The sequence below is a fragment of the Methylomicrobium album BG8 genome (assembly GCF_000214275.2).
Classification (GTDB): Bacteria; Pseudomonadota; Gammaproteobacteria; order Methylococcales; family Methylomonadaceae; genus Methylomicrobium; species Methylomicrobium agile.
The window spans coordinates 916,622-929,122 of record NZ_CM001475.1 but is presented as its reverse complement, the minus strand read 5'-3'; the positions used below and the strand labels follow the sequence as shown (position 1 = coordinate 929,122).

Here is a 12,501-nt window from a genome sequence, read left to right as displayed (position 1 = left end):
CGCCGGGAAACAGCCGTGCGATGACAATCATTCGCTCCCGCCGAGCCGAGCCCCTTCCGGCGAACCCTGCCGGAAAGCGCCCGGCCGCTCCATGCACGGCGGCATCAAAGGTAGACCTTATCACGACATCATGAGGAGATTCCGGTTGTGAACCCGATACAGGACATCGCCAGCCCGATGACGCGGCCCGAAAAACGCGCCACTTGGTCGCTGGCCAGCATTTATGCATTCCGGATGCTCGGCCTGTTTTTGGTCATGCCTGTTCTTTCCCTGTTTGCCGAACAGATCGAGGGCGCTACCCCCGCGCTGATCGGCCTGGCGATAGGCATCTACGGCATCGTGCAATCCGTTTTGCAAATCCCGTTCGGACTGGTCTCGGACCGCTTCGGCCGCAAGAAAGTGATCGTCGCGGGCCTCCTGCTGTTCTTTGCCGGCAGCGTGATCGCCGCGCTGTCGACCGACATTTACGGGATCATCATCGGACGCGCGATCCAGGGCTCCGGCGCGATCGCCGCCGCGGTGATGGCACTGGTCGCCGACCTGACCCAGGAAGTGCACCGCACCAAAGCGATGGCGCTGATCGGCGCGAGCATCGGCGTTTCTTTCGGCGTCGCGATTACGGCAGGGCCGGTGATCGCCTCATTCATCGGCGTACACGGCATTTTCTGGCTGATTGCGGGGCTGGCGCTGCTGGCGATCCTGATCGTTCTACTGCTGGTCCCGAATCCTCGGCTGTCCAGAAAGCACCGCGAAGCGCAGGTGATTCCGAGCCATTTCAGCGAGGTACTCACCCATCCCGAACTCTTGAGGCTCGATTACGGCATTTTCATCCTGCATTTGGTGATGACCGCAAGCTTCGTAGTCGTGCCGCTTCTGATGCGCGATGCGGGCCTTATTCCCGCACGGCACTGGATGGTGTACCTGCCGGTTTTCGTGCTGTCGCTGGCCTTCATGATTCCTTTCATCATCCTGGCCGAAAAGAAACAAAAAATGAAAGGCGTGTTTCTCGGCGCCGTGTCGATCTTGATCCTGGCCTTTCTGGGCCTGTCGCTGTTCCATGCTTCCTTGTTCCAGGTGATCGGCTTGCTGCTGCTATTCTTCAGCGGCTTCAACCTGCTCGAAGCCACTCTGCCGTCGCTGATTTCGAAAACTGCGCCGGGCGACCTGCGCGGCACCGCGATGGGCATCTACTCGACCTGCCAGTTCATGGGGGCCGGCATCGGCGGCGCGGCCGGCGGCTGGTGTTACGGCCATTACGGCGCCGGCGGCGTGTTCATGGCCTGCGCCGCGCTGGCAGCAACTTGGCTGCTGCTCGCGTTCGGGATGAAAACGCCCCGGCATTGGACCAATCTGCTATTGTCTCTGGAACGGATCGAATTACAAAAATTCGACGAATTCGAACAGGAGATACTGGCAATCGACGGCGTCGAAGACGTGACCCTGCATCCCGAAGAAGCGGTGGCTTACCTGAAAGTCGACAAGCAGCAGTTGAATACCGACGCGTTGCAGAATCTGATTGTGCAGTACAGCAGATAAGAGGCATCCCTTCGGGAAAGTCTGCTGTACCGTCCCCGGCGCTTTGGCCGCCTTGAGTTTTGCACGCCGCTTAACAGGCAGGAACACGATCCGCTCGGCCAGATCCGCCTTGCCGATTCGGTTTCCGAACGCCGATCGATTGTTTTTGCCCCGCACTCCACGGCGTTTTGCTATGAAACCGACTTTTTAGCCAGCTCGCTGTGCATTCATGATTTTTTTCGCGTATAACTACGCCGGGGAAACCGGCATACCTTACTTTTCAATTCGACACGGGCAAAGTCATGCTTAAAATTCTACTCTGGATACTGGTCGGAGGGCTCGGTGCGTCGGCGGTCGGCGGCATCGCCCTGCAGCGCGGCGAAACGGTCAATTCGCTCTGGTTCATCATCGCGGCGGTCTGCGTCTACGCGCTGGCCTACCGCTTCTATGCGGCCTGGATTGCGGCCAAGGTGCTGGCCGTCAATCCGACCCGCGCAACCCCCGCCGAACGCCTCGACAACGGCCGCGATTTCGTGCCGACAAATAAATGGATCGTGTTCGGTCATCACTTCGCGGCAATCGCCGGTCCCGGCCCGCTGGTCGGCCCGACGCTCGCGGCGCAATTCGGCTACCTGCCCGGCACGCTCTGGATATTGATCGGCGCGGTGCTCGGCGGCTGCGTGCAGGACATGGTCACGCTGTTTTTCTCGACCCGACGCAACGCGCGCAGCCTCGGGCAGATGGCCCGCGACGAGATCGGCGTACTGGGCGGCACCGCCGCCCTGGTTGCAACCTTCGCGATCATGATCATCCTGATCGCGGTGCTCGGGCTGGTGGTCGTGAATGCGATGAAGCATAGCCCGTGGGCGACCTCGACCGTCGCCGCGACGATTCCGGTCGCGATGATCGTCGGCCTGTACATGCGCAGCATCCGTCCCGGCCGCGTGCTCGAAGCGTCGATATTCGGCGTGGCCTTACTGCTCGCCTCGGTCGCTTACGGCGGCTTCGTCGACCGCAGCGAAACCTGGCGCGTGGTGTTCGATCACGACGGCCTGACCCTGGCCTGGGCCGTGATCGCCTACGGCTTCGCGGCGGCGGTGTTTCCGGTCTGGCTGCTGCTCGCGCCGCGCGATTACCTGTCCACTTTCGTCAAGCTCGGCACGATCACGCTGCTCGCGATCGCGATCGTGATTCTGCGGCCCGACGTGAAGATGCCCGCGCTCACCCCGTTCATCGACGGCACCGGCCCGATCTTCGGCGGCAAGCTGTTTCCGTTCGTGTTCATCACCATCGCCTGCGGCGCGATTTCAGGTTTCCATGCGCTGATTTCCTCCGGCACCACGCCGAAGCTCTTGACCAGCGAGCGCGACATCCGGATGATCGGCTACGGCGGCATGCTGCTCGAATCGTTCGTCGCACTGATGGCGATGATCGCCGCGACCGTACTCGATCCCGGCGTGTTTTTCGCGATCAACAGCCCCGCCGGCGTGGTCGGGGCGGACGCGGCCGCCGCGGTCGCGAAGATTTCTTCCTGGGGCTTTCCTGTGACGGCCGAGCAGATGCAGGCCCTGGCCGCGCAAATGGGCGAAGCGAGCCTGTTCGCGCGCACCGGCGGCGCGCCGTCGCTGGCGGTAGGCATGGCCAGCCTCTTCGGCAGCGCGTTCGGCAACGGCTTCCTGGCCCTCTGGTATCACTTCGCGATCATGTTCGAAGCGATCTTCATCCTGACCACGCTCGACGCCGGCACCCGCGTCGGCCGCTTCATGCTGCAGGACATGCTCGGCAATTTCTGGCCGAAGCTCGGCGAAACTTCCTGGACGCCGTCGGTGATGCTGAGCAGCGGAATCGTCGTGGCCGGCTGGGGTTATTTCCTTTACATCGGCGTGATCGATCCGAACGGCGGCGTGAACATCCTCTGGCCTTTGTTCGGGATCGCAAACCAGATGCTCGCCGCGATCGCGCTCTGTGTCGCGACCGGCATCCTGGTCAAGTCGAACAAACTCCGCCATGCCTGGATCAGCGGCGCGCCGCTGGCCTGGCTGGTCACGATCACCTCGACGGCGGCCTGGGAAAAACTGGTCAGCCCGGACGTTCGGATCGGCTTCTTCGCCGCCGCGAATGACCTGAGCGCAAAACTGGAAGGCGGCTTGCTGCCCCCGGAAAAAGCCCATATCGCGCCGCAGCTGATCCTCAATCTGCACCTGGACGCGGCGATCACGCTGAGCTTCGTCGTGCTGCTCTGGCTGATCGTACTGGACATGTTGAGGGCCGTCTACCGGCATTTGTCCGGCAGGCCGGCGCTGCCGCTATCCGAAGCGCCGCACTGTCCGAGCCAACTGATCGAGAACTGGGTACGGGACTGACCCCACGGAAGGGGGAAGCGGGGCTGTAGGTGGATAAGCGTAGCGCATCCGCCACGCAATCGCCGGTACTTCCAGAGGGCACAAGCGCGCTACGCTTATCCGGCCTGCGTAATACCTTAACTTAAGGAAACTCTGAATAAGTCCTACGCCTGGGATAAAATATCCGCAGCTTGCCATTTTCGATAGGTGCCCGCCATGAAGCAACTCGGACTCAGTGCCCCGCTGTTCGTGAAGAAACCGAAACAGACTCGGCGGCAGCAATTTCTCCAAGAGATGGAGCAGGTAGTGCCTTGGAGTTTGTGGGCGAGCCGGATAGCGCCGCACTACCCGACAGCGGGCCGAGGCCGCCGCCCCTTTCCCTTGGCGACGATGTTGCGCATTCACCTGATGCAGCAGTGGTTCGGCTATTCCGATCCGGCGATGGAGGAAGTATTGCACGACATGCCGCTGCTGCGCGAGTTTGCCGGGCTCGATGCGGGCGAGGACGCCCTGCCGGATGAAACCACGATCCTCAAGTTCCGGCATCTGCTGGAACGCCATCAGTTAGCACAAACCCTATTTGATGAAACGGCGGCGCTGTTGGCCGAAAAAGGCCTGTTGCTACGGCAAGGCACGATCGTCGATGCGACATTAATCGCTGCCCCGCCGTCCACCAAGAACCGGGCGCGCAAACGGGATGCCGAGATGAGTTCGACCAAGAAAGGGAACAATTACCACTTTGGGATGAAGGCGCACATTGGGGTCGATGCCGAGTCGGGGTTGGTGCATACTGTGGAGATGACCACCGCCAAGGTGGCGGATGGGGTCATGACGGAGGCGTTGCTGCACGGCGAGGAACGGGTCGTGCTGGGCGATCGGGCCTATACCCGCAAGGACCGGAATCTAGCGGCGGATCGCCTGGAAGGCGAGCCGGTTTGGGCCTTTCCGTTCAAGCGGGGGAAGGGTGAAGAGTTGCCGGTAGAGCAAGCCCTTCACAACCACATGCTGGCGCCGTTACGCGCCATGGTCGAACATCCGTTCCGGATCGTCAAGCGCCAGTTCGGCTATACCAAAGTGCGTTACCGGGGGCTGTTCAAGAATGCCCAACAACTCTACTTGCTGTTTGCCCTGGGCAATCTTTATCACGTTCGGCAGGCGCTGCAGCCGACCTAGGGAGACCTTTGTCCTTCGCCCTGGAAAACCGAGAACACTGAGTGAAATCACCCCGATAGCGGGCGCTGCCGGGAAGGATTTGCCCATTTTCGGCGAGGTGCCACGGATGTCGCACGGTGTCGCTTATAAAAACCACTTATTCAGAGCTTCCTTAACGGCATTGCCCAGGAAAGAGCGAGGCAGATCGCGTCGGCAACCCACGATAATAGTAAGAGTAGGAGCGATTACCGATGCTCAAACACCTGAAAACCTTCTGGCAGGCCGTCCGCCGCCTGAGCGGCGACGACGCTTACGAACGCTACCTTGAGCATTATGCGCACTGCCACACGCATGAAGACCCCCACGAATGCGAGGGTCCCTTGAGCCGGGCCGAGTTTTTCAAACAGTGGCAGGATCAAAAATGGAACGGGATCAAACGCTGCTGCTGAAAATGATCCGGGCCGGCTTTCCAGACCTGTCAGGTTTTTAAATCCTGGCAGGTCCATATCTCTCAAGTCCGCCTCAGACATAAAGACTCGACATCCGCCGCCAGTACCGGCCGCGATGGGCGCGCCCGTCCCATTCGTGCAGTTCGTGCCGGATGCCTTTGGACCACAGGATGCGGCTCAAATGGCGATTGTTGTCGAGAAAGGGATCGTCCCGGCCGATCGCGAAGATCATGTCCATCTGCCGCAACTGTTCCAAGCTCCGTTCACAGGCGAGCTGGGGCAGAAAGTGCGTGGGCGTATGAAAATAAATATTGTCGTCGTAGTAGCCGTCGAACAGGTTGCCAAAATGCTCGACCGCCAGAGTCAGATCGTACCGGCCCGAAAACGCGCACAATTTTTGAAACAGATGGGGATGGCGGAAGGCGATCGTGGCGGCTTTATAGGCGCCGAGACTACAGCCGTAGGCGATCGTGCAGGGATGCGGATTCTTTTTTTCCATAAACGGCAGCACGTCTTTCAGAATATAGTCCTCGTACTGGATGTGCCGCCGGATCCGCCCGGAAGGATGGCACCAGCCGCAATAAAAGCTCTCGCCGGCAATGCTGTCCACGCAATACAATTGCAGATGGCCGGCTTCGATTTTGTGCTGCAGCGTTTTTACGACCCCGATGTTTTCATATTCATAAAAACGGCCCTCGCGGGTCGGAAACATCAGCACTTTCGCTCCCTCACCGCCGAATACCAGGAGTTCCATCTCGCGTCCCAGCTCGGGACTGTACCAACAGTGATATTCCCGCTTCATAAGTTGCCGAAAAACTCCCCCAACTCCGCGATCAACGCGTTTTCCTGCATTGCCTTGCCCGGATAGTCCGCGTGTCCCCAGTCGAGAACGAACAGGCGCTTTTCCCCGGCTAACGCGTTGTAAATACTGAACTGGCCGGGCGGCGCCACCACCGGATCGGCCAGCGCCGCGGCCACATGGGCCGGCGCCCGGATATACCGCGCCGCGACGGCCGCATCATAGTAGCGCAACGTTTCGAGAACATGACCGTCATGGTCGCGCTGGTAGTTTTGCACCGCCGCCGCGCTGCCCCAGGTCGGCAGCTTCAGGCGCAGCGGATGGTCGCCGAAACTCGGCACGTTGAAATGGGCGCGCCGGATGCGCCCGTCCCAGGGCATCGCCAGCGCCCCGATCCCGCCGCCGAAGCTGATGCCGAGATAGCCGACACGGCCTTCTACCCCGGGAAACAACGCCAGCAAGGCGGATACCGCCAGCCACAGGTCTTCGACGCAGCCGCCCAGGATATAACGGTCTTTCCGGTCGATGTCGTGCAGAACGTGGTAAGCCGGATTATCCGAAATCGGCCAGCGCCGGCTGCGGGACAAGCCGCGGAAACACGGAAACAAAAGCACCGCATTCGGGATCGGCAAATGGAAATCCGGCCCTTCGCGCCCGCCGTAACCGTGGCCCACGATCACTCCCCGCTCCACCGGCTGATGTTTCGGAATCAACGCCCAGCCCCGGATATCGAAGTCATCGGTGGAACGGTAATAGAGATCGCAACACTCGAAATCGGGATGCGGCCAGCCGCACGGCCTGAGGCGCTGGCGCGGATCTAGCGCCAGCACCCGCCGGTAGCGTTTCCCCCAGAATGAGGCAAAATCATCCGGCGGCAACGGCGGCATGATCTGCAGTAACTGATCCAGGGAATAGCCGTAGGAAGGGTCAAATTCAGGCATCGAAAATGCGGGTTATCGATTCGGGCGGGAAAGAGTATTTCATCGGCCTGGCCCGTTCAATCATCCCCATGCAGGCAACGCAATGGCAGGGAAATCGTCAACCCCCGCTGTTTTGGAGCTTCTGCAGGATGTCGGCCAGCCGGCCGCCGATCTTCACGACGGCGTCCTGCAATTGCGCGTCGTTCAGGTAGCCTTCCGGATGGAACGCCTTGTCCGCCTGCGCGATGCCCTGCTGCTCGGCCAAAACGGTCACCCCGATATTGCTGAGCAGCAGCCGTAGAAATACCAACCCCCGGAGCCCTCCTAACGCGCCCGGCGAAGCGGCCATAATGCCGGCGACCTTGCCCCGGTAAGCCAGGAGCGGCGCCTCGTCGCCTTCGCGCCGGGAAGCCCAGTCGAGCGCATTTTTCAGCAGCGGGCTGAACGCGCTGTTATATTCGGGGGAGGCGATCAAAAAGCCGTCATGCGCGATCAACAGCTTTTTGAAGGCCCGCGCGGCTTCGGGAAGTCCGTAGGCCGCTTCGTCGTCCTGATTGAAGATCGGCATCGGATAATCGGCCAGATCGACAAGCGTCACCTCCGCTCCGGCCTGCTCTGCTCCCTGGGCCGCAATCCGCACCAGCCGTTGATTGTAAGAGTCTTTCCGGGCGCTGCCGGAAAACGCGAGAATGCTGGGCTTGACCATCAGGCTGGCTCCGGCTTAGCGGTTGGAATAAAGGCTGTCAAGTTAGTCTTTCGGTAAAGCCGCGATCTCGGAAACCTTGCTGAAATCGACCCCGACACTGATAATCAGGCTGCTGGCTTCCTCGATATTCATCGTCGATCTGACCACTTTCGATTTGCTCACGATGGTGGTATAGCCGGAGGTCGGGTTCGGCGAGGTCGGGATAAACAGTACGTATTTGTCATCGAAGCGGTTCGTGACATAAGCCGCCATCCAGGCACCTTCCTTCGGCCATTCGACATAAACGACCTCTTTCGCGGCCGCCTTATCGTGCCCGGAAAACATATTGATGACTTTCTTGATGACCCGGTAAATGGTATTTAAAACCGGAATTCTGCCGATAAAGTTGTCGAAAGTCGCAATCACCCAATAGCGGCCGTCCTTCACGATTTTATGGCCGATCCAGACCAGAATCGCGATACTGACGCCGAACACCATCAGGGTATAAAGGTAATTGTCGGCCACCGCATACACGGTGCCGATCAGATCGGATAGGCGGTCCTTGATAAAGATCATGATTTCCAGCGTAATCACGATCGGGATCACCGCCAGCACACCGATCATGAAATAGTTGAACATCTTTTTTAACGTGTCGCTCATTATCGCTCCTCTGCCTTCACCGGCGGACTTTCGCCGCGGCCGTTACTTTATCGGGCTATTATTATCGAACGCCGTACCCCGCTGCCTTCCGGTTTTCGCCGCAGCGGTGCGGACCGGGCCGGCTCCCATTATAAGCCAAATCGAAAAACTTACCGATCAATCGCACTTGCGGTGCGGCGGGAAGTGACAACTGAAGCAGCTGCCCTTGCCGAGCTCGCTGATGATGTTCAAACGGCCGTCATGGCGCATCAGCACATGCTTGACGATCGCCAGGCCAAGGCCGGTGCCGGGAATTTTCCGGCCGTGAAGGGAGTCGGCCCGGTAAAAGCGCTCGGTTACCCGGGGGATGTCCTCGGGCGCTATTCCGATGCCGCGGTCTTCAACTTCGAACACAACCGTGCCGCCCTCTTCAAACCAGCGCACCTTCACCACCGAATCGGCGGATGAATATTTCAGCGCATTGCCGACCAGGTTGGTGAAGGCGCTGCGCAATTCCTGCTCGTCGCCATCGAGATTCGCAGCGGACGCCAGGACCAATTCGAGGCGCCCGGCCGAATTCTCGACCATTCCCCTTTCGTTGCAGATCTGCTTCAGCAAGGCCGGCACATCGACGCAAACCGTCCGCCTTTGCTGCGTTTCGAGGCGAGTCAGCATCAACAGGTCGTCGACCAGGTGCTGCATGCGCTCGGTCTGTCCGCGCATTTGTTCCAGCGAACCGGCCAATAGCGGCGAGCTGCCGTCGTCCATGTCCTGTAAGGTTTCGAGATAGCCTTTCAATACCGTCAGCGGCGTCCTGAGCTCGTGCGAAACGTTCGCGACGAAGTCCTTGCGCATTCTTTCCATCTGCTTCAATTGCGTCACGTCCTGCGCCAAGAGCAGCCTGAGGCCGGCGCCGTAGCTGACGATCCTGACCGCCAACGTGATCTGTCCGTTCACCGGCGAAGGCAGAATGATGCCGTCCCGGTAATCCCGCGACTTGAGATAGCGGACGAATTCGGGATAGCGTATCAGGTTGGGGATGCGCTGCCCCTTGTCTCCCGGCTGCAACCCCAAAACTTTCAGCGCGGCTTTGTTGGCCCACTCGATCACGTCGTCCTGGCCGAGAATCACGGCGGCATCGGGCAATGCGCCGGTGAACTCCCGGAACTGTTCGAGCAGTTTTCTAAGCTTCTTCTTACGCCGCTTTTCGCTTTTTTTAAGCCGATAGACGTGGTAATAAATGTCCTCCCAAATCCCTTTGGTGTTGGGATAATCGCCCTTGCCGCCTCTGCCGATCCAGTATTCGAAACGGCTGATTTGCTGAATCTGCCGAAACAGAAAGATCAAGGTCGCCGCCAGCAGCAAGGGCAACAGATGGCCGGACAGAAAGCCGGCAATCGCTATCGCCGGCAGAGACAGTAAAGCGATAGTGATTTCCCTTTTCCAAACTCCCATAAAGCCTTTTGTCTATGCGGTCAATGAAAAGCGATAGCCGAAACCGCGCACCGTCTGCAACAGTTCCTCTCTGCCGTACTCGGCCAGAATCTTCCGGAGCCGGCGGATATGCACGTCGACCGTACGCTCTTCGATATACACGCTGCGCCCCCAGACCTGATCCAGCAATTGCGTGCGCGTGTAGACCTTGTCCGGATGCGTCATGAAAAACTGTATCAGCCTGAACTCGGTCGGACTGACCTCGAGCTGACGCTCGCCGATGCTGAGCCGGTGCTGCTCGGCATCGAGCATCATATCGCCGAGCACGATCTGCCCGGCGTCCGAAAGTTTGCCGCTGCGGCGCAGCACCGCGCGAATTCTGGCGATCAGTTCCTTCGGAGAAAACGGCTTGGTCATATAATCGTCTACCCCCACGTCGAAACCGCGCACTTTATCTTCTTCCTCGCCGCGCGCAGTCAACAGGATGATCGGCAAATCCTGGTAAGCCGTTTCCTTCCGGAGGCGGCGCCCCCATTCCGCCCCGCTGATGCCGGGCAACATCCAGTCCAGCAAAATCAGATCCACCGGCGTCTGATCGAGCACGGCCTGGGCCTCCCTGGCATCTCCCGCCGCATACGCCGTAAAGCCGGCCTGTTCGAGCACCAGCAGCAGCATCGCGCGGATCGCCTCTTCATCTTCTACCACGAGAATGGTCGATTTAGTCATAGATTACGAAAGCAAAAATTAAAGCCCGGATTGTAATCCCGAATTTATGACAGTTTTATGACACCTCCCGACTGAAGGCAAACCTGGAACGGTAGGGACGATAAATCCTCCCCATAAAACCGGACTATTCGGAACCTGTACCGAAACAGCCTCGGCGGGCGGCGGCAAATAAGGCATTGCATTCAGTTTCGAGAATTCCGCCGACAATCAGCGTATCGCGAAAAACGGCTCGCGCGCTGACCTCGGCCGCGCGTAAATCGATCTGCCACCAACCGAGCTTCTGCAGGTAAGGGATCGAAGTGCCGTAAAAAACCCGGCCGATTCCCGCCCATTCGATCGCGCCCTGGCACATCGCGCAAGGCTCCGCCGTCGTATAAAGATCGAAACCGCGCCAGTCTTCCGCACAATGCCGGACGGCACAATCGTTGATTGCGACCATCTCGCCGTGATAAGTCGGATTCAAATCCGAGCGGTTGAAACCCTGGCCGACGCATTGTCCATCATCGCGCCGGACGATTACCGCGCCGAAAGGATATTGCGGCGCCTGCCTGGCGAGTTCGATCGCGCGCCGCATGAAATGTTCATGATTCATAAGCGCGAATTATATTAGAATTGGCGCCGGGCAGCTCAGTTTTTGCCCGACATGGCGTTTTTCAGGCGATACGGCAAATCATGATCAATCACGAGGAGATCCTTCATGAATGTGTTAAAAGAATTCAAAGAATTTGCAGTTAAAGGCAACGCGGTGGACATGGCCGTCGGTATCATCATCGGCGCGGCTTTCGGCAAGATCGTCTCGTCGCTGGTCGCCGATGTGATCATGCCGCCGATCGGCGTCCTGGTCGGGGGCGTGGATTTTACCGATCTGGCAGTCAAAATCAAGGATGCCTCCGGCGATACTCCGGCGGTCATGCTGAAATACGGCAACTTTCTGCAAACGGTCGTCGATTTTACGATTATCGCCTTTGCGATATTTCTGCTGGTCAAATTGATCAACAAACTGAAAAAGACCGAGCCCGAAGCCCCTGCCCCGGACCTCGAACCGACCCGCGAAGAACTGTTGCTGACCGAGATCCGCGATCTGCTGAAAGAAAGAAAACCCTAATTCCAGCCGGATGCTCCGGAGAGAACACGGCCAGGATATCAGAACCGCCCCGCTCTCCAGTCTCCAATGCCGTCAAGTTAAGGTATTAGGCCGAGTAACCCTGAAAAGTTGACCATTTGCATAGGTACTTAGCTCAGGCGGAACCAGCCTGCCGGGTTCCGCCGAACGAGATGTCGTGACGGCATCCGCCCTACGCGGGCTATTCGTCGAAACTCGTAAACGGTTCCGACTTACAGGTTGAATCTCCATTTGCCCACAGCTGGCGTCCTCCCAGAAAAAATACCGTCCTGCCCTAGTTTATTTTCGCAATTCTTATATAATACCCCGCTCATCAAGCGATGCCTCGGTGGCGAAATTGGTAGACGCAAGGGACTTAAAATCCCTCGGTGGAAACACCGTGCCGGTTCGACTCCGGCCCGAGGCACCAAATCACAATTTCAGGCCGTCTCATACGGCCCCAGAACCCGCAAGCCGCAAGGCTTAGCGGGTTTTTTATTGGCTTGTGTTGTATTATAGCGTTTCACCGAATGCCAACAAATTGTTGGTAGATTTGTTGGTATCATGACTTACCCCGTACGCCGATACCAACAAAACCGCCCCGAACCGAAAGATGACGGGAGATGAAACCATGCTAACCGACACCCAAATCCGAAACCCATAAGGCGGAACCGGCTTGCCGGGTTCCGCCGGATGAGATTCTGCTGCAGAAGGGTGGAGTACTCGGCATGGCGGCGA

Annotated in this window: 12 protein-coding genes and 1 tRNA gene; 6 read left to right on the top strand and 7 right to left on the bottom strand. The window is 58.8% G+C overall.

Annotated features, from left to right (window positions below; all coding sequences use genetic code 11):
• Nucleotides 1–147 precede the first annotated feature (147 nt).
• The 4 genes from METAL_RS04020 to METAL_RS04005 all read left to right on the top strand — a co-directional run bounded on the left by METAL_RS04020 (nt 148) and on the right by METAL_RS04005 (nt 5,458).
• Nucleotides 148–1,536, top strand: a complete 1,389-nt coding sequence (locus tag METAL_RS04020) for an MFS transporter (protein WP_005369888.1) — start codon at nt 148–150, stop codon at nt 1,534–1,536.
• A 281-nt stretch (nt 1,537–1,817) separates the two neighbouring features.
• On the top strand, nt 1,818–3,878 hold the full coding sequence (locus tag METAL_RS04015) for a carbon starvation CstA family protein (protein ID WP_005369883.1): 2,061 nt from the start codon (nt 1,818–1,820) through the stop codon (nt 3,876–3,878).
• 195 nt (nt 3,879–4,073) lie between these two features.
• The gene (locus tag METAL_RS04010; protein ID WP_005369880.1) at nt 4,074–5,030 is read left to right on the top strand and encodes an IS5 family transposase; all 957 of its coding nucleotides are present in this window, start codon (nt 4,074–4,076) and stop codon (nt 5,028–5,030) included.
• 230 nt (nt 5,031–5,260) lie between these two features.
• On the top strand, nt 5,261–5,458 hold the full coding sequence (locus METAL_RS04005; RefSeq protein ID WP_005369875.1) for a CstA-like transporter-associated (seleno)protein: 198 nt from the start codon (nt 5,261–5,263) through the stop codon (nt 5,456–5,458).
• A gap of 73 nt (nt 5,459–5,531) precedes the next feature.
• Here METAL_RS04005 and METAL_RS04000 read toward each other — a convergent pair whose 3' ends face one another.
• The 7 genes from METAL_RS04000 to METAL_RS03970 form a co-directional block, all read right to left on the bottom strand.
• Nucleotides 5,532–6,260 (bottom strand): esterase family protein, encoded by a 729-nt coding sequence (locus METAL_RS04000; RefSeq protein ID WP_005369874.1) that lies wholly within the window; start codon nt 6,258–6,260, stop codon nt 5,532–5,534.
• Complete coding sequence (locus METAL_RS03995) at nt 6,257–7,198, bottom strand: acetylxylan esterase (protein ID WP_005369872.1); 942 nt, start codon at nt 7,196–7,198, stop codon at nt 6,257–6,259. Before METAL_RS03995 ends, METAL_RS04000 begins: the two co-directional genes overlap by 4 nt.
• Before the next feature lie 97 nt (nt 7,199–7,295).
• The gene (locus tag METAL_RS03990; RefSeq protein ID WP_005369871.1) at nt 7,296–7,883 is read right to left on the bottom strand and encodes an NADPH-dependent FMN reductase; all 588 of its coding nucleotides are present in this window, start codon (nt 7,881–7,883) and stop codon (nt 7,296–7,298) included.
• A gap of 42 nt (nt 7,884–7,925) precedes the next feature.
• The gene (locus tag METAL_RS03985; RefSeq protein ID WP_005369870.1) at nt 7,926–8,522 is read right to left on the bottom strand and encodes a DUF502 domain-containing protein; all 597 of its coding nucleotides are present in this window, start codon (nt 8,520–8,522) and stop codon (nt 7,926–7,928) included.
• A 156-nt stretch (nt 8,523–8,678) separates the two neighbouring features.
• Nucleotides 8,679–9,956, bottom strand: coding sequence for a phosphate regulon sensor histidine kinase PhoR (gene phoR / locus METAL_RS03980; RefSeq protein WP_005369869.1), 1,278 nt, complete (start codon nt 9,954–9,956; stop codon nt 8,679–8,681).
• Nucleotides 9,957–9,968: 12 nt separating this feature from the next.
• On the bottom strand, nt 9,969–10,661 hold the full coding sequence (gene phoB, locus METAL_RS03975; protein WP_005369868.1) for a phosphate regulon transcriptional regulator PhoB: 693 nt from the start codon (nt 10,659–10,661) through the stop codon (nt 9,969–9,971).
• Between the two features lie 124 nt (nt 10,662–10,785).
• Nucleotides 10,786–11,253, bottom strand: coding sequence for a nucleoside deaminase (locus METAL_RS03970; protein ID WP_005369866.1), 468 nt, complete (start codon nt 11,251–11,253; stop codon nt 10,786–10,788).
• A 105-nt stretch (nt 11,254–11,358) separates the two neighbouring features.
• Here METAL_RS03970 and mscL point away from each other — a divergent pair, with 105 nt between their 5' ends.
• Both mscL and METAL_RS03960 read left to right on the top strand, forming a co-directional pair.
• Entirely contained in the window at nt 11,359–11,766 is a 408-nt protein-coding gene (gene mscL, locus METAL_RS03965) for a large-conductance mechanosensitive channel protein MscL (protein WP_005369864.1), read from the top strand.
• 340 nt (nt 11,767–12,106) lie between these two features.
• Nucleotides 12,107–12,193, top strand: a tRNA-Leu gene (locus METAL_RS03960).
• Nucleotides 12,194–12,501: the final 308 nt, after the last annotated feature.

What these genes read in the sequence shown, in the direction of transcription:
- METAL_RS04010 (WP_005369880.1), top strand. Translation starts at nt 4,074, where the DNA reads ATGAAGCAACTCGGACTCAGTGCCCCGCTGTTCGTGAAGAAACCGAAA.
- METAL_RS03995 (WP_005369872.1), bottom strand. Translation starts at nt 7,198, where the DNA reads ATGCCTGAATTTGACCCTTCCTACGGCTATTCCCTGGATCAGTTACTG.
- METAL_RS04015 (WP_005369883.1), top strand. Translation starts at nt 1,818, where the DNA reads ATGCTTAAAATTCTACTCTGGATACTGGTCGGAGGGCTCGGTGCGTCG.
- METAL_RS03985 (WP_005369870.1), bottom strand. Translation starts at nt 8,522, where the DNA reads ATGAGCGACACGTTAAAAAAGATGTTCAACTATTTCATGATCGGTGTG.
- phoR (WP_005369869.1), bottom strand. Translation starts at nt 9,956, where the DNA reads ATGGGAGTTTGGAAAAGGGAAATCACTATCGCTTTACTGTCTCTGCCG.
- mscL (WP_005369864.1), top strand. Translation starts at nt 11,359, where the DNA reads ATGAATGTGTTAAAAGAATTCAAAGAATTTGCAGTTAAAGGCAACGCG.
- METAL_RS04000 (WP_005369874.1), bottom strand. Translation starts at nt 6,260, where the DNA reads ATGAAGCGGGAATATCACTGTTGGTACAGTCCCGAGCTGGGACGCGAG.
- METAL_RS03970 (WP_005369866.1), bottom strand. Translation starts at nt 11,253, where the DNA reads ATGAATCATGAACATTTCATGCGGCGCGCGATCGAACTCGCCAGGCAG.
- phoB (WP_005369868.1), bottom strand. Translation starts at nt 10,661, where the DNA reads ATGACTAAATCGACCATTCTCGTGGTAGAAGATGAAGAGGCGATCCGC.
- METAL_RS03990 (WP_005369871.1), bottom strand. Translation starts at nt 7,883, where the DNA reads ATGGTCAAGCCCAGCATTCTCGCGTTTTCCGGCAGCGCCCGGAAAGAC.
- METAL_RS04005 (WP_005369875.1), top strand. Translation starts at nt 5,261, where the DNA reads ATGCTCAAACACCTGAAAACCTTCTGGCAGGCCGTCCGCCGCCTGAGC.